We start from the raw sequence: 14,355 nt of genomic DNA on the forward strand, positions 1-14,355 counted from the left end.
GCTGCCGGATCGGCAGGTAGTTGAACAGGGAGCATTTGATATGACCAGACTCACCACCGCCCAACGTATCGTGATCGGCTTTGCCATCGCACCACTGGCCTTGATCGCCCTGGCGTTGTACGCCTTGAACGACCTGGCTGTGTTGCGCGACCAGGCCGAGCAGATCGTCCGGCAGGATTGGCCGAAGATCGACCCGATCATGGTGATCGCCACGGGCGTGCGCGATAACGCCAGGAACACCCGGGACTTGCTGATCGACAAGAACAATGCGCAGGTGCAGCAATCCATCGATGCCACGCGGCAGCGCATCACCCAGGCTTTCGCGACGTTGGAGCCGCTGTTGTTTCAGCCCGAAGGCAAGGCGGCTTTTGCCGAATTGAAGAAGCGGCGAGAGGCCTATGTGGCGGCGTTCGTCCAGGTGCAGACGCTGATCCGCCAGGGCGCGACGGATGAAGCGATGACGCAACTCAGGCAAGGTGTGATCCCGGCAGAGCTTGAGGTGTACAAAAGCCTGGAAGGGTTGATGGCGATGCAGGGCAAGCTGTTTGCCGAGCGTGAGCAACTGGCCCAGGCGCGCTACAGCGATGCGCGGCGCAACATGCTGATGTTGGTCCTGGCCTGCCTGGCCGTGGTGAGCACCGTGGCGATACTGGTGACCCGCAGTGTGACCCGTCCGTTGGGCGGCGAGCCGGATGATGCCGCGCGGGTGCTGAGCCACATCGCCCAGGGCGACCTGACGATCCGCGTGCCGGTGGGCGTCGGCGCCAACGACAGTGTGATGAGCAACATGCATGACATGCAGCAGAACCTCAACACCATGGTCCGGCACATTGCAGCCTCGGTGGATCGGGTAGCCAGTTCATCCGAAGAGCTGAGTGCGGTGAGCAGCCAGACCAACAGCACGTTGCAGTTGCAAGGCATGGAGATCGAGCAGGCCGCGGCGGCGGTGAACCAGATGACAGCGGCGGTGGACGAGGTGGCGCGCAACGCCGTGAGTACCAGCGAAGCCTCGCGGGTCTCCGAGCAGACCGCCCAGCGTGGCCGTGAGCAGGTCCAGCAGACGGTCGCCTGCATCTCGGCGCTGGCGGACGGCGTGACGGACACCTCGGCGCGCATCCAGCAACTGGCAGGGCGGGTCGAGGGCATCAGCACCGTACTGGACGTGATCCGCGGCATTGCCGAGCAGACCAACCTCCTGGCCCTGAACGCCGCCATCGAAGCCGCCCGGGCCGGCGATGCCGGACGCGGCTTTGCGGTAGTGGCCGACGAAGTCCGTGCACTGGCTCATCGCACCCAGGATTCGACCCGGGAGATCGAGGACATGATCGGCAACATCCGCCAGGACAGCGGGCACGCCGTGACGGCCATGCAAAGCAGTAGCGAACGGGTACAGGACACCCTGCAAGTCGCCCAGCGTTCCGGCGACGCCCTGGATGAAATCGCCCGTTCGATATCGCAGATCAACGAGCGCAACCTGATGATCGCCAGCGCCACGGAACAACAGGCCCTCGTGGCCCGGGAAGTGGACCGCAATCTGGTGGGCATTCGTAACCTGTCGGAACAGGTGCTGCTGGGGGCAAGGCACACCGATACCGCCGGCCAGGACCTGGCGCAAATGGCCGGCTCGCTGCATGAGACGGTGGCGCGGTTCAAGGTGTAGCCGAGTCGGGGTGAAAGGTATGTGGGAGCGAGCTTGCTCGCAATAGCGGTGGGTCAGCCCAGGAGGATGTTGGATGTGCTGACGTCATCGCGAGCGGGCTCGCTCCCACAGTTTTTGCGTTGTACTGGATGCTGTGTACGCCGCAGACCCCATGTGGGAGCGAGCCTGCTCGCGATGGCGGTGTGTCAGTCCAGGAGGATGTTGGATGTGCCGACGTCATCGCGAGCGGGCTCGCTCCCACAGGTTCTGGCGGCGTATGCACTGTCTCGTGGGATCACCACCCCCAGAACTGCAACCACCAGCCATATCCCACCAGGCCGCAGGCCAATGCCAGGCAGGTCATGGCAGGTAATCGTCGAACCGGGGGCACCTGTTCCAGGCGTTTCCAACCCAGCCACAGGCTCCAGGTCATCGCCGCCAGCAACAGCGCGGCCCGAGCCGGTTGCACCCAATCGAGCGACAATCCTTCATAGCGCAACAGCTTCACCGTAGTGGCCGACAAGCCGAGAAACAGCCCTGCACCACCAAGAGGCGTCAAGATGATGGCTAAGGGCCAATAGTGTGCAGCATCCCCCGAGATTTTCGCCGCCAGACGAATCAGCAGCGTCAACGAACCACCCAGCAGCAAGGCACTCATGCCCAGGTAGGCGAGGATGCAGAAACCATCGAGCCAGCTGAAACTGTCATTGAGCTGCGGGTAGTGCGTCAACAGCCACCAGGGCGCGCTGTCCTGGAGGGGCCAGAGCAGATCGTGAGTCACCAGCCATTGGGCCAGGTTCTGCTTCAAGACAATGAACCACGGGCTGACGGTCCACTGGAAAGCCCCCATGGCCAGGCCGATGACGCCGAACAACAGCAAGCGTACGTCCCACGGCGAGACGCTGTTCGGTGTCGAGTGAAGGATTTCCTGGTTACTGGAACGGGCGATCAGACGCACGGCATCGCGCTGGCCGCTGCAACGACCGCAGGCGTGGCAGTCGGCAGCGCCGCGCATGCGACGAATGTCCAGCAACGGCGCGCAGTTGGGCGGTGGTCGACGGGGCGCCGGGTTTTCCAGCCAGCGTTGTTCGTCCACTTGAAAATGCACCGGCGCCAGGCGGGCGAGCAGGGCGAAGACGCCGCTGACCGGGCACAGGTAGCGGCACCATACCCGTTTACCCCGGGCGAACAGCAGGCCGACGAGCACCGCCGCGACGGTCGAGCCGCCGAGGATCAGCAGCGCTGCCTGGGCATAGTCGTAAACGCTGATGAGTTGCCCATAGATCGTGGTCAAACAGAACGCCAGGGTCGGCCAACCGGCCCAGCGCAGGCCTCGCGGCATGCCCAGGCCTTTGCCGTATCGGCTGGCCCATTCGCTCAAGGCACCCTCCGGGCACAGCACACCACACCAGAGCCGACCGAACAGCACGATCGACAGCAACACGAAGGGCCACCAGAGGCCCCAGAACAAAAACTGAGCCAGCAACGTGAGGTTGTCGAACAGGCGCGCCTGGCTGTCCGGCAAGGGCAGGAACGCGGGGATCACCAGCAACACCCCATAAAACAGCACCACTGCCCATTGCACGGCACGGATGGTCGCGCCGTGGCGGCGCATGCCGTCGCCCAGGCGCTGGAGCCAGGCGTTCAGGTCGGACATGGCAGGGTTTCCACCTTGCGCGGCCGCAGCCAGCCGACGACGGCCAGCCAATAGCCGATCCACACCAGCAACGTCAGTGCGCTGGGACTCGCCCGATACCCGGCAAAATCGGCCAGGAAACCACCGAACCCATGGCCGTCATCCAGGATCGCACTGCTGTCCCACAGGGCATCGCCGATGCCGCGATACACCGCCTCGGACCAGTCCATCGCAAGCAACTGCCCGCCGATCCGCTCGATGCCGCTGACCAGCAACGCCGCTCCTAACAGCAACAGAATTGCCTCGCTGATGGCAAAGAAACGTGGCCATGAGATGAACCGTCGACCGCTGTGCAGCAAGGACACGGTCAGCAGCGCCAGCACCAGCCCAGCCACCGCGCCGACGGCGAACAGGCCCAGTTGCGTCCCGTGCAGACGGGCCCCTGCGCCATACAGGAAAACCACGGTTTCACTGCCTTCGCGGCTCACGGCCAACAGCGCCAGGACCAACAGGCCGAGGCCACCCTGGCGATCCAGGCGCTGGTCGGCGTGACGGGTCAGTTCCTGCTTGAGCGTCCTGGCGTTGCGGCGCATCCAGCCCACCATCTGCACGATCAGCACACTGGCAACCAGCGCCAACGAGGCCTGGAACCAATCGTTGGCCGCGCCGCTCATGGCTTCTCCGGCCAGCAGGATCAGCCCGGCCAGCCCCGCCGAAAGCAGCAGGCCCAAGGCCGCGCCGCTCCAGACGTAGCGCAGCAACGGCCGGGTCTGTCGCTGCCGACTGACCCAGGCCTGGAGGATCCCGAGCACCAACAAGGCCTCGACGCTTTCGCGCCAGACAATAAACATCGATTGAGTCATGCAAACGCCTCCTGCTGACCGATCATTGGGCCAGGATGCCGCCCTCGGGCAGTTGCGGATTGAATTCATCGAAAAATGGATAGCGCCCCGGACGCAGCGGATGAATCACGACGAAGGTGGTCACTCCGGGCGACAGCACTTTCTCCACGCGCAATGGCGTGCTCTCGAACTCCGTCGGGCCCTGGCCGACGTTCTTCAGCACGATCTTGAAGCGCTGCCCGGCCGGTACTTCCAACAGCGGCGGGGTGAAATGTCCGTCGCGGATGCTCAGTTCATAGGTCGGCAACTCGGCTTGGGCCAGCGACGGCAGCAGGCCCGCCAGCATCAGCCAGGCCAGGCGTCCATGCCTCGCGACAGGCTGCCCGCAGGTTCGGCGGGCCATCTTCAATATCCGCCTTTCTTGCCGATCCCGGCGTAGACGAATTCGTAGTGCAACTCACATCGTTCGAACCACGGTGCGACGCCGGTTTCCTTGTCGGTATGACGACCGAGGGCGCCATGGCCGCCCGGGGGCAGGACGGTGAAGGTCAGTTGATATTTGCCGGGACCGAGCAGCTTCACGTTGTCGCCATAGTGCGGTCCGTCATTGGCGACCATGGCGTGGAAATCACCCTTGAGCTCGGTGTCGTTGCCCTGCTTTTTCAGCTGGAACGACACGTTGAGGTAGGGCACGAAACTGCCTTCCTGAAAGCCTTGCGAGTTGTCCGCCGTGGCGCGGATGTCGGCTTCCAGGTGGACATCGGAATCGGCGGTGGCGCGCATCATGCCGGCTGGGGCCATTTCAATCGGTTGCAAATACACCGCGCCCACCTCCAGTCCCGGGCACAGTTGCGGTTCGCCGATGGGGTATTCCTTGGCCTGGGCCAGTGGCGTGAGAACGAGGAGGGCGAGAGACAGGGGAGCGAGCGTGCGCATGATGACTTCCTGGACGACATGAGAGTTGGCCGGAGTCTAGGGAGCTTCGCTGCGAATAATAATGATTATTGTCAATTTCCCGCGTGATTCCGCGGAGGAAATGGCGAGGTGGTTCTTGATCGAAATCAAGGGCGCTCCAGGCCCGGCGCGGTAGGGTGCAGGTACACCCACCTGTCAGCGGGGTTCCCATGGCCAAGCCCTTTCCCCTCAGCCCCAAACACCCTGAACGCATCTGCTGGGGCTGCGACCGCTACTGCGCGTCGAACGCCCTGGCCTGTGGCAACGGCGCCGACCGGACCATGCACCCGGCCGAGATGATTGGGGAGGATTGGTACCTGCATGGGGATTGGGGGTTGGAATTGACTGACATTACAGACCAAAGCGCCAATCCGAAGGAATAGACCAAAGCACCTGTCTGAAGGAATAGACCAAACCTGTGGCGAGGGGATTTATCCCCGCTGGGGCGCGAAGCGGCCCCACAATCTTAGGCTCTGTGTGAAAAGTCTTGAGACGAAGGTCAGGCAAGGCGAAAACAGCCGAGGAAGCGGAGTTTACGGGTTGTAAATGAGCATTCCGAGGCTGTTTTCAACGCAGCATGAACGAGTATCAAGGCTTTTCATACAGAGCCTAGGGCCGCTTCGCAGCCCAGCGGGGCGGTGCGACGTTTCGCTGAATCCCCTCGCCACATTAAACCTGCCAGCCTGGAACTACCTGGCTGGCAGATGTATTCAGAGCTTCGGCATCTGCCCGATCCGTCCCATCATTTCGGTCACGATCTGCAAGTCCAGCATGAACTGCTCGACCGTCTTGAACTCGTTGTCGTTATGACCGGTGTACTTGACGTTGGGCATTGCCAGGCCGAACTGCACGCCGTTGGGCAGGTCGTGGACCGACGTGGCGCCCGCCGAAGTGCCGTACTTGTGCTCCATGCCCAGGTTCTCGGTGGCCACGGCCAGCAGCGCCTTGACCCATTCACCCTCGGGGTTACGGTACATCGGCTCGTCGATGGAATAGTCGAAGGCCACCGCCACGTGGGACTTCTTGCTCCAGGCCGCGAGTTTGTCGGCGATCTCGGTCTTCAGCGCTTCGGTGGACTTGCCGACCGGAACGCGCAGGTTGACGGCGAGCTTGAAGGTCTTGTCATCCATGCCGACAAAGGTCAGCGAGGCGGTCAGCGGGCCCATGAACGCGTCGGAGAAGCCAATCCCCAATTGTTTGCCCAAGTAGTCCAGGCCCCAGTTGTCGGCGGCGTAGCGGGCGGCGTCGGTGATGTGGTTGTGCTTGAGTGCGACCTTGCCATCGAGGCCGTTGATGAAGACCAGCATCCGCGCTACCGGGTTGACGCCGGACTCGGGCTCTGACGAGTGAGCGGAAACACCGGTAAAGGTCAACTGGACGTCCTTGCCGACGACCTGGCTGGCGACCTCGAAGTTGCCGCCATTGCGCTTGGCATAATCGGTACCGGCCTTGAGCAGGCTGGCGGCCAGTTCGGCAGGCTTGTCAGTGACGAAGGTGGCCACCGATGTCGATGGAATCTGATTGGTTGCCAGGCCACCGGTCAACCCAGTGATTTCGGCGCCTTTGCCTTGCGCAGGACGGCGGGCAAAGTTCGCCATGACCGTGCCATAGCCTTTCTCGGCAATCACGACCGGATAGCCGCCATCCAGTGCCAGGTTGTAGTTTGGCGTCGGGTTGTGCTCGAAGTAGTAGGGGATCGCATCACCGGTGGTTTCCTCGGTGGTGTCCACCAGCAGCTTGAAATTCCGCGCCAGCGGCAGCTTCTCTTCCTTGATGATCTTCATGGCATAGAGCGCCACGACAATACCGTTCTTGTCGTCCTCGGTGCCTCGGCCGTACATGCGGTCGCCCACCAACGTGACTTTGAACGGATCGAGTCGCGTGCCGTCCTTCAGCACCCAGTTTTCCGGCGTCACCGGCACCACATCGGCATGGGCGTGGATGCCCACGACTTCGTCGCCACTGCCCGGCAGGGAGATTTCGTAGACGCGGTTGTCGATGTTGCGGAAGTTCAGGTCGAAGGCCTGGGCGAGGCTCTTGATCTTGTCGGCGATCTTGAGGAACTCGGGGTTCTCGTGCTGGGCCACGCCCTCCTTGCGGAAGGTCGGGATCGCCACCAGCTCTTTCAGGGTTTCGGTGGCCGCGGCGCCATATTTCACCCGCGCGTAGATACCCAGCAGGCGATGGATTTCGTTCTGTTGTTCGGTCGAAAGTTCTTTGTTGTCGAGAAAGGCGCTGATGGCCGGCCCCAGGTCAGCGGTTTTGGCAACGTCGCTCTTGGCCACGCTGCCCAGGAACTGCCTGAAGTCTGTGGCCGACGTGTCGGCGAGGGTCTTGACCAGGGTCGCGCTCTGCTGCGCGGTGATGTTGGCGAGTGCTGGCGCGGAAAGCGTAGCGAAGCTGGACAGCAGCAGGGTGGTCACAGCCAGGTGCTTGAGCGAGAAGTCCATTGCTGGGGGCATTCCTTTGCAGGGAGTTGAAGGAAGATGTTTCATTGGCGAAACAACTACGCAACGTAACACTGCAGGTCAGCGGGCGGGGAGTCCACGAAGTAGGATTTGTCGCACACTCAGGCAAAAACGGCGCAGAAATGAAAAACAAGAGTAGGCAGCCCATGTGTGGGAGCGAGCTTGCTCGCGATGACGGCGGCACATCCGACATCATTCCAGGCTGACCAACCGCTATCGCGAGCAGGCTCGCTCCCACAAGTCAGGTGGCGTACCCGAATGTCGCGTACGTCCGAGAACCACTGTGGGAGCGAGCCTGCTCGCGATGGCGGTGGGCCTGTCACTGAGATGCCGACTGGACCGCCGCCATCGCGAGCAAGCTCGCTCCCACATGGAGGGTGTGACGTTGCTTAATGCGGGGCGCGAGGAATCGTCTTGAGCAGGTCTTCAGGGCTGATGTACCCGACCACTGGCTGCGCCGTGCTGCCTGGCAATGGCAGGTCGAGGATGTGGCCCTTGATCTTGCCGACCACGTGCATCTCGCAGGGTTTGCAGTCGAACTTCAGCGTCAGGACTTCATCGCCGTGGATGAGCTGCATCGGCGCGACCTTGGTGCGCACGCCGGTGACGCCCTTGGCCTGCTTGGGGCAGAGGTTGAACGAGAAGCGCAGGCAGTGCTTGGTGATCATCACCGGCACTTCACCGGTTTCCTCGTGGGCCTCGAACGCCGCGTCGATCAGCTTGACCCCGTGGCGATGATAGAAGTCCCGGGCCTTCTGGTTGTAGACGTTGGCCAGGAACGACAGGTGCGACTCCGGGTACACCGGTGGCGGGTTGGTCTCCGCCTTGCGGCCACCGCGTGGGTGCGCTTCGATGCGGGCGGCGGTCAGGGCTTCGATGGCTTCGCGACGCAACGCCTTGAGCTGCGAGTTGGGAATGAAGAACGCCTGGGGCGCATCCAGCTCGATGGCGGTGGCGTGGTATTCGGTGGTGCCCAGTTGGCCGAGCAGGTCGTGCAATTGCTCCAGGGCCTGTTCCGGCTTGTTGGCCACGCCGAATGGACCGTCCAGGCCGACGCTGGCACTGATGCCTTCCTCGCTGGTGGCGGTCAGTTGCAGGCGTTCTTCGCGCAGGCGCGCGACCCAGGCCAGGCCGACACGGCGCTCGGATGAGGTTTTCAGCAGCGCTTGCTGCCAGTTATGGTCCAGGTTGCGGCTCAACGGGTGGTTGGGGCGCAACTGGTACATCCCGGCCGGCATCTCGTTCGGCTCGACGCGGTAGCGGTAGCGCTTCTGGCCGTCTTCTTCGAATTCGCCTTTCGGCTCGGCGATGTTGGCCCGGAAGCCCACCACTTCACGCTTGACCAGCACGTTCAGGCCGTCGCCGTTGGACAGCGGATCGAAGGTCACGACCTGCAGGTCACGCTTGCCGACTTTTTCCACCACGCCCACCGGCACGCCAGTGAAGGTCGGTGAGTCGAAGGCGCCGATGTCGATCTTGCGCTCACTGACGAAGTAGTCGGTGCTGCCCCGGTGGAAGGTCTTGTCCGGGTCGGGCACGAAGAAATGCGCGGTACGGCCGCTGGATGCACGGGCCAGGTCCGGACGGTCTTCGAGGACGTCGTCGAGGCGCTGGCGGTAGTAGGCGGTGATGTTCTTCACATAGCCCATGTCCTTGTAGCGCCCTTCGATCTTGAACGAGCGCACGCCGGCTTCCACCAGGGCGCGGATGTTGGCGCTCTGGTTGTTGTCCTTCATCGACAGCAGGTGTTTTTCATAGGCGACGACCCGGCCCTGGTCGTCCTTGAGGGTGTAGGGCAGGCGACAGGCCTGGGAGCAGTCGCCACGGTTGGCGCTGCGACCGTTCTGGGCGTGGGAGATATTGCACTGGCCGGAAAACGCCACGCACAGCGCGCCGTGGATGAAGAACTCGATGGCGGCATCGGTTTCGTCGGCGATGGCGCGGATCTCCTGCAGGTTCAGCTCGCGGGCCAGTACCAGCTGTGAAAAGCCGGCCTGATCGAGGAACTTGGCCCGGGCCAGGGTACGAATGTCGGTCTGGGTACTGGCGTGCAGCTCGATCGGCGGGATGTCCAGCTCCATCACCCCCAGGTCCTGGACGATCAACGCGTCGACACCCGCATCGTAAAGCTGGTGGATCAGTTGGCGGGCCGGCTCCAGCTCGTTGTCGTGCAGGATGGTGTTGATCGTGGTGAATACCCGGGCGTGGTAGCGGTGGGCGAACTCCACCAGCCGGGCGATATCGCCCACCTCGTTGCAGGCGTTGTGACGCGCGCCGAAACTCGGGCCACCGATGTACACGGCGTCGGCGCCATGCAGGATGGCCTCGCGGGCGATGGTCACGTCGCGGGCAGGGCTGAGCAATTCCAGATGATGTTTGGGCAAGGACATGTGTTTTTTAGTCAGGCTGGTCACGGTCGAAGCGACCATTGTAGCCGCCAGGCGCCTTGCCGGCACCTGTGGACTTGGATTTGCGCGATCCGGACCGATGCACGGCGGTCCTTTAGCGCGTCAACCCGACGTTGCGTTGGCACTGCACCAGCGGTTTCGCCCGGTGTTCTTGGCCAGGTACAGAAAGGCGTCGGCGGCCTTGATCAACATGGCGGGCGTCACGTCCACCGTGCCCGGCTGGCTGGTGGTGATGCCGGCGCTGGCGGTGACGATGCCCAATGGATGATCGCCATGTTCGATGTCCAGCGCCCTGATGGCGTCGAGAATGTCCTGGGCAATCTTGGTGGCACCGGTACTGTCGGTATTGGGCAGCAGGACGGTGAACTCTTCGCCGCCGTACCTCACCGCCAGGTCGCTCGGCCGCTTGACCGCGCCCTGGATCGCCCCGGCGATGGCCCGCAGGCACTCATCCCCGGCGGCATGCCCGTATTTGTCGTTGAAGCGCTTGAAGTAGTCGACGTCGAGCATGATCAGCGCCAGGGACGAACCCTGGCGCTTGGCCAGGCGTAGCTCATCGGCCAAGGCCAGGTCCAGCTTCCGGCGGTTGCCCAGCCCGGTCAGGCTGTCGGTCAACGCCATGTCCCGCATGCTCTGGTGTGCATGACGGATCTGCTTTTCCATGGTCATCCGGTAGCGCAGTTGGCTGAGCACGATGAGCCCGAAGCCGACCAGGGTGACGATCAGGAAGACCAGCACGAAACCGGTCTTGAGCAGGTCGCGGCGCCAGGGCGCGATGATGGAGTCCCGGGACAGGCCGGCTTCCACCACCAACGGATAGGTGGTCAGCGCGCGGTAGCCATACAGGCGTTCGGTGTCGTCGATCACGGCGCGGGCTTCGGCGGTGCCCTGGTTCGACGTCGGCAGGAAGTTCTTGAAGATCACGCTATTGACCAGGCTCTTGCCGATCACCGTCTCGACGAAGGGGCGCCGTACCAGGACGGTGCCGTTGCGCATGGCCAGGACCAGGGCACCTTTGTCGTCGATCTTGAAGTCGCCGTAGTAGTCCACGAAATAGGCGACCTTGACCGTTCCAAGCAGCACGCCGGCGAACGAGCCGTCGGGGTTGTTCAGGCGTCGGGAGATGGGAATGATCAGATCATTGGTGGAGCGGCTCCGGATGACCTCGCCAATGCGCACGTTGCGATCCGTGTGGGTGCGGTGATACTGGAAATAGTCACGGTCCGCGTTGTTCGCCGGTTCCGGGATCGTTTCCTTGTCGGTGACCACCCATTGTCCATCGGGTCCGTAGATGAACAGCCCATGCAACTGCGGCATGATGGCGGATTGCTGCACCAGCAGTTTATGGATGCGCGGGATGTCGATGTTCTTGAGCCCGTCGCCTTCCACCCGCTCGCTGAGCGCGGCGGTTACCACGTCCACCTGGCGGATGGTGTCTTCGGCGTGCTGGGCCGTCGCTCGCGCCAGGTTCGTTACCGAATCGCGGGCGGCCGAAAACGCCGCACGGTAGTCACGCCATGTTCTCCAGCCTTCCACGGACAGAAAGGCGATCACTACCACCAGCATGAAACTGACGGTAAGCCTCAATGCCGCACCTGGCCGCGCAGCCTGGGGGTCGAAATCCTGGACAGGGCTTTCGCTCTTTGGCTCCGGCCGTTTGCGTCCGAGCATTAACATTTCCTTTTACGACAAGTCTGCGCACTATGGCTGCGCAGCCTATCTTATTCAATTCCAGCACGTTAGCCATTGCGACGACGCAGATACAGCGGGAAATCACATGAAAGTTGGCGTCATTTCCGATACCCACGGCTTGCTTCGCCCTGAAGCGCTTGCCGCGCTGGCGGGGTGCGAGCGGATCATTCATGGCGGTGATATTGGGAGCCCCGGGATCCTCGAGCAACTGGCGTCCATTGCGCCGCTGCACGTGGTGCGCGGCAACAACGACCTTGACGCCGATTGGGCCGGTCAACTTGCCGATAGCCTGCAGTTCGATCTGGGTGGATGGCAGGTGCTGCTGGTGCATGACATTGCCGATGTGCCGGCTTCGCTCGATCCGGACGTGAAGATGGTGGTCACGGGGCATTCCCACAAGCCGGGTATCGAATGGCGCGGCGAGCGTTTGTACCTGAACCCCGGCAGCGCTGGCCGGCGGCGTTTCAAGCTGCCGGTGACGCTGGCGTTGCTTGAGGTGAGTGCGGGTTCGATCGAGCCGCGGATCGTTCGTTTATTGGAATGACGACAGGGGCTTAGTACTGGGACTCTCCTGACCCACCGCTTTCGCGAACAGGCTCGCTCCCACACCGGCGGGCTCGCCGCGAGGTCACTGTTTCACCATCAATCCCTGTGGGAGCGAGCCTGCTCGCGATGGCAGTCTGTCAGTCTCATCAGTCTTGGCTGATCCACCGCTATCGCGAGCCGGTTCGCTCTACACTGGTTTCCGGGCTGGGCGCGAGATCGTTGCTCATCTTCAGAATGCCTGACGCACATACAGTTTTTTCCTCTCCAGCAACTACAAAAACCCTCGTTTCGCAAATTCCCGCCTGCCAACACAATCGCTTCACACCCTTCAAGTCCCTGTACCGCAGAACAAAAACAACACAACCGAGGCGGCCGCCATGACCGACCTGATCAACTCTCCTGCCGGAAGAGCAAGACATGACCGTTGAAACCCTACACATCGATACCCTTGTTGTCGGCGCCGGCCAGGCCGGTATAGCCATGAGTGAGCACCTGAGCCGGAACGGCGTGCCGCACCTCGTCCTGGAGCGCAACCGCATCGCCGAAGCCTGGCGCACGGCGCGCTGGGACTCGCTGGTTGCCAACGGCCCGGCCTGGCATGACCGCTTCCCGGGGCTGGAGTTCGAGGGACTCGACCCGGATGCATTCGCAGCCAAGGATCAGGTAGCCGATTACTTCGAAGCCTATGCCGACAAGTTCAGCGCGCCGATCCGCACGGGTGTGGAGGTCAGCAAAGTCGAGCGCAATGTCGGCCGTCCCGGCTTCAGCATTGAAACCTCGGAAGGATTGATCGAGGCCCTTCATGTGGTGGTTGCCACCGGACCGTTCCAGCGGCCGGTGATTCCACCGATTGCGCCGGACATGGCGACGATCACCCAGATCCATTCCGCCCAGTATCGTAATCCGCGGCAATTGCCGGACGGCGCGGTGCTGGTGGTGGGGGCAGGGTCGTCGGGGGTGCAGATCGCCGATGAGCTGCGGCGCGCCGGCAAGCGGGTCTATCTGTCGGTAGGCGCCCATGATCGTCCTCCACGGGCCTATCGCAACCGTGATTTCTGCTGGTGGCTGGGCGTACTGGGCGAATGGGATGCCGAAGCCGTCCAGCCCGGCAAGGAACACGTGACCATCGCCGTGAGTGGTGCCCGTGGCGGTCATACGGTGGATTTTCGCCGGCTGGCCCACGAGGGCATAACCCTGGTGGGGCTGACAAAGGCATTCCATGAGGGCGTGGTGACGTTCGAGGCCAATCTTGCCGAGAACATTGCCCGCGGCGATGAAAACTACCTGGCGCTGCTGGATGCCGCCGACGCCTACATTGCCCGCAACGGCCTGGACCTGCCGCTCGAGCCAGAGGCACGCCAGCTGCTGCCTGACCCGCAATGCCTGACCCACCCGAGCCTCGAGCTGGATCTGGTCGATGCTGGCGTGACCACGATTATCTGGGCCACGGGCTACTCGGTGGATTACAGCTGGTTGAAAGTCGATGCGTTCAACGCCCATGGCAAACCCCGGCACCAGCGCGGAGTCTGCAGCGAGCCGGGTCTGTATTTCGTCGGCCTGCCATGGCAGTCGCGTCGAGGGTCGGCCTTCATCTGGGGCGTATGGCATGACGCCCGGCATGTCGCTGATCACATCGTGAAGCAGCGCACCTACCTCACCTATCGAGACGCAGTCCAGCGTCGGGCCGAGAGCGTTCACGCGCAGTCGCCCGGCACCGATTCACGCAATCCAGAAGCCAGCCTCATGGGAGTCCGCTGATGCCTACCCACACTCGTATCCGCATGTTCAACACCCAAGATACCTACCCGAACCAGACGCTGGACAACGACTTGTGCCAGGCCGTGCGCGCCGGCAACACCGTCTATGTACGCGGTCAGGTGGGCACCGATTTCGACGGGCAACTGGTGGGCCTCGGCGACCCTCGTGCCCAGGCCGAACAAGCCATGCGCAACGTCAAGCAATTGCTCGAAGAGGCCGGCAGCGACCTGAGCCATATCGTCAAGACCACTACCTACTTGATCGACCCGCGCTACCGCGAGCCGGTGTACCAGGAGGTCGGCAAATGGCTCAAGGGCGTGTTCCCGATTTCCACCGGACTGGTGGTCAGCGCCCTTGGCCAGCCGCAGTGGTTGATGGAAATCGATGTGATCGCGGTGATCCCCGAATAAGG

12 protein-coding genes are annotated in these 14,355 nt (G+C 62.7%); 5 read left to right on the top strand and 7 right to left on the bottom strand.

Translation table 11 applies throughout. The annotated features are described in order from the left end of the window. Nucleotides 1-40 precede the first annotated feature (40 nt). A complete protein-coding gene (locus tag N005_RS20580) occupies nucleotides 41-1,660 on the top strand; it encodes a methyl-accepting chemotaxis protein (RefSeq protein ID WP_047702874.1) in 1,620 nt (539 codons plus the stop codon). A gap of 274 nt (nucleotides 1,661-1,934) precedes the next feature. Here N005_RS20580 and N005_RS20585 read toward each other — a convergent pair whose 3' ends face one another. The 4 genes from N005_RS20585 to N005_RS20600 are packed head-to-tail and all read right to left on the bottom strand — an operon-like array spanning nucleotide 1,935 to nucleotide 5,053. Further along, nucleotides 1,935-3,296 (bottom strand): 4Fe-4S binding protein, encoded by a 1,362-nt coding sequence (locus tag N005_RS20585; RefSeq protein ID WP_047702875.1) that lies wholly within the window; start codon nucleotides 3,294-3,296, stop codon nucleotides 1,935-1,937. Then, complete coding sequence (locus N005_RS20590; protein ID WP_047702876.1) at nucleotides 3,284-4,138, bottom strand: FTR1 family iron permease; 855 nt, start codon at nucleotides 4,136-4,138, stop codon at nucleotides 3,284-3,286. Before N005_RS20590 ends, N005_RS20585 begins: the two co-directional genes overlap by 13 nt. Nucleotides 4,139-4,160: 22 nt before the next feature. Further along, nucleotides 4,161-4,520, bottom strand: coding sequence for a cupredoxin domain-containing protein (locus N005_RS20595; RefSeq protein ID WP_052126420.1), 360 nt, complete (start codon nucleotides 4,518-4,520; stop codon nucleotides 4,161-4,163). A gap of 2 nt (nucleotides 4,521-4,522) precedes the next feature. Then, on the bottom strand, nucleotides 4,523-5,053 hold the full coding sequence (locus tag N005_RS20600; RefSeq protein ID WP_047702877.1) for an iron transporter: 531 nt from the start codon (nucleotides 5,051-5,053) through the stop codon (nucleotides 4,523-4,525). 188 nt (nucleotides 5,054-5,241) lie between these two features. Here N005_RS20600 and N005_RS20605 point away from each other — a divergent pair, with 188 nt between their 5' ends. Then, the gene (locus N005_RS20605) at nucleotides 5,242-5,454 is read left to right on the top strand and encodes a DUF3079 domain-containing protein (RefSeq protein ID WP_047702878.1); all 213 of its coding nucleotides are present in this window, start codon (nucleotides 5,242-5,244) and stop codon (nucleotides 5,452-5,454) included. Nucleotides 5,455-5,781: 327 nt separating this feature from the next. Here the strand turns inward: N005_RS20605 and N005_RS20610 are convergent, their stop codons facing one another. The 3 genes from N005_RS20610 to N005_RS20620 all read right to left on the bottom strand — a co-directional run bounded on the left by N005_RS20610 (nucleotide 5,782) and on the right by N005_RS20620 (nucleotide 11,618). Then, nucleotides 5,782-7,521 (bottom strand): dipeptidase, encoded by a 1,740-nt coding sequence (locus tag N005_RS20610; protein ID WP_047702879.1) that lies wholly within the window; start codon nucleotides 7,519-7,521, stop codon nucleotides 5,782-5,784. 407 nt (nucleotides 7,522-7,928) lie between these two features. Continuing rightward, nucleotides 7,929-9,929 (bottom strand): peptidase U32 family protein, encoded by a 2,001-nt coding sequence (locus N005_RS20615; RefSeq protein WP_047704066.1) that lies wholly within the window; start codon nucleotides 9,927-9,929, stop codon nucleotides 7,929-7,931. Between the two features lie 120 nt (nucleotides 9,930-10,049). Further along, the gene (locus N005_RS20620; RefSeq protein ID WP_047702880.1) at nucleotides 10,050-11,618 is read right to left on the bottom strand and encodes a sensor domain-containing diguanylate cyclase; all 1,569 of its coding nucleotides are present in this window, start codon (nucleotides 11,616-11,618) and stop codon (nucleotides 10,050-10,052) included. Nucleotides 11,619-11,724: 106 nt separating this feature from the next. On the opposite strand from N005_RS20620, the gene N005_RS20625 reads away from it, so the two are divergent. From N005_RS20625 to N005_RS20635, 3 genes are all read left to right on the top strand, one after another. Continuing rightward, entirely contained in the window at nucleotides 11,725-12,183 is a 459-nt protein-coding gene (locus tag N005_RS20625) for a metallophosphoesterase family protein (protein WP_047702881.1), read from the top strand. A 419-nt stretch (nucleotides 12,184-12,602) separates the two neighbouring features. Beyond that, nucleotides 12,603-13,943, top strand: a complete 1,341-nt coding sequence (locus N005_RS20630) for a flavin-containing monooxygenase (RefSeq protein WP_047702882.1) — start codon at nucleotides 12,603-12,605, stop codon at nucleotides 13,941-13,943. Beyond that, entirely contained in the window at nucleotides 13,943-14,353 is a 411-nt protein-coding gene (locus N005_RS20635; protein ID WP_047702883.1) for a RidA family protein, read from the top strand. The genes N005_RS20630 and N005_RS20635 overlap by 1 nt, the downstream gene beginning before the upstream one ends. Nucleotides 14,354-14,355 lie beyond the last annotated feature (2 nt).

Origin of the sequence: Pseudomonas mediterranea CFBP 5447 (assembly GCF_000774145.1) — a bacterium.
Lineage (GTDB): Bacteria > Pseudomonadota > Gammaproteobacteria > Pseudomonadales > Pseudomonadaceae > Aquipseudomonas > Aquipseudomonas mediterranea.

Excerpts from the sequence above, each read along its gene's own strand:
- N005_RS20580 (WP_047702874.1), top strand. The coding sequence starts at position 41 with ATGACCAGACTCACCACCGCCCAACGTATCGTGATCGGCTTTGCCATC.
- N005_RS20585 (WP_047702875.1), bottom strand. The coding sequence starts at position 3,296 with ATGTCCGACCTGAACGCCTGGCTCCAGCGCCTGGGCGACGGCATGCGC.
- N005_RS20590 (WP_047702876.1), bottom strand. The coding sequence starts at position 4,138 with ATGACTCAATCGATGTTTATTGTCTGGCGCGAAAGCGTCGAGGCCTTG.
- N005_RS20595 (WP_052126420.1), bottom strand. The coding sequence starts at position 4,520 with ATGGCCCGCCGAACCTGCGGGCAGCCTGTCGCGAGGCATGGACGCCTG.
- N005_RS20600 (WP_047702877.1), bottom strand. The coding sequence starts at position 5,053 with ATGCGCACGCTCGCTCCCCTGTCTCTCGCCCTCCTCGTTCTCACGCCA.
- N005_RS20605 (WP_047702878.1), top strand. The coding sequence starts at position 5,242 with ATGGCCAAGCCCTTTCCCCTCAGCCCCAAACACCCTGAACGCATCTGC.
- N005_RS20610 (WP_047702879.1), bottom strand. The coding sequence starts at position 7,521 with ATGGACTTCTCGCTCAAGCACCTGGCTGTGACCACCCTGCTGCTGTCC.
- N005_RS20615 (WP_047704066.1), bottom strand. The coding sequence starts at position 9,929 with ATGTCCTTGCCCAAACATCATCTGGAATTGCTCAGCCCTGCCCGCGAC.
- N005_RS20620 (WP_047702880.1), bottom strand. The coding sequence starts at position 11,618 with ATGCTCGGACGCAAACGGCCGGAGCCAAAGAGCGAAAGCCCTGTCCAG.
- N005_RS20625 (WP_047702881.1), top strand. The coding sequence starts at position 11,725 with ATGAAAGTTGGCGTCATTTCCGATACCCACGGCTTGCTTCGCCCTGAA.
- N005_RS20630 (WP_047702882.1), top strand. The coding sequence starts at position 12,603 with ATGACCGTTGAAACCCTACACATCGATACCCTTGTTGTCGGCGCCGGC.
- N005_RS20635 (WP_047702883.1), top strand. The coding sequence starts at position 13,943 with ATGCCTACCCACACTCGTATCCGCATGTTCAACACCCAAGATACCTAC.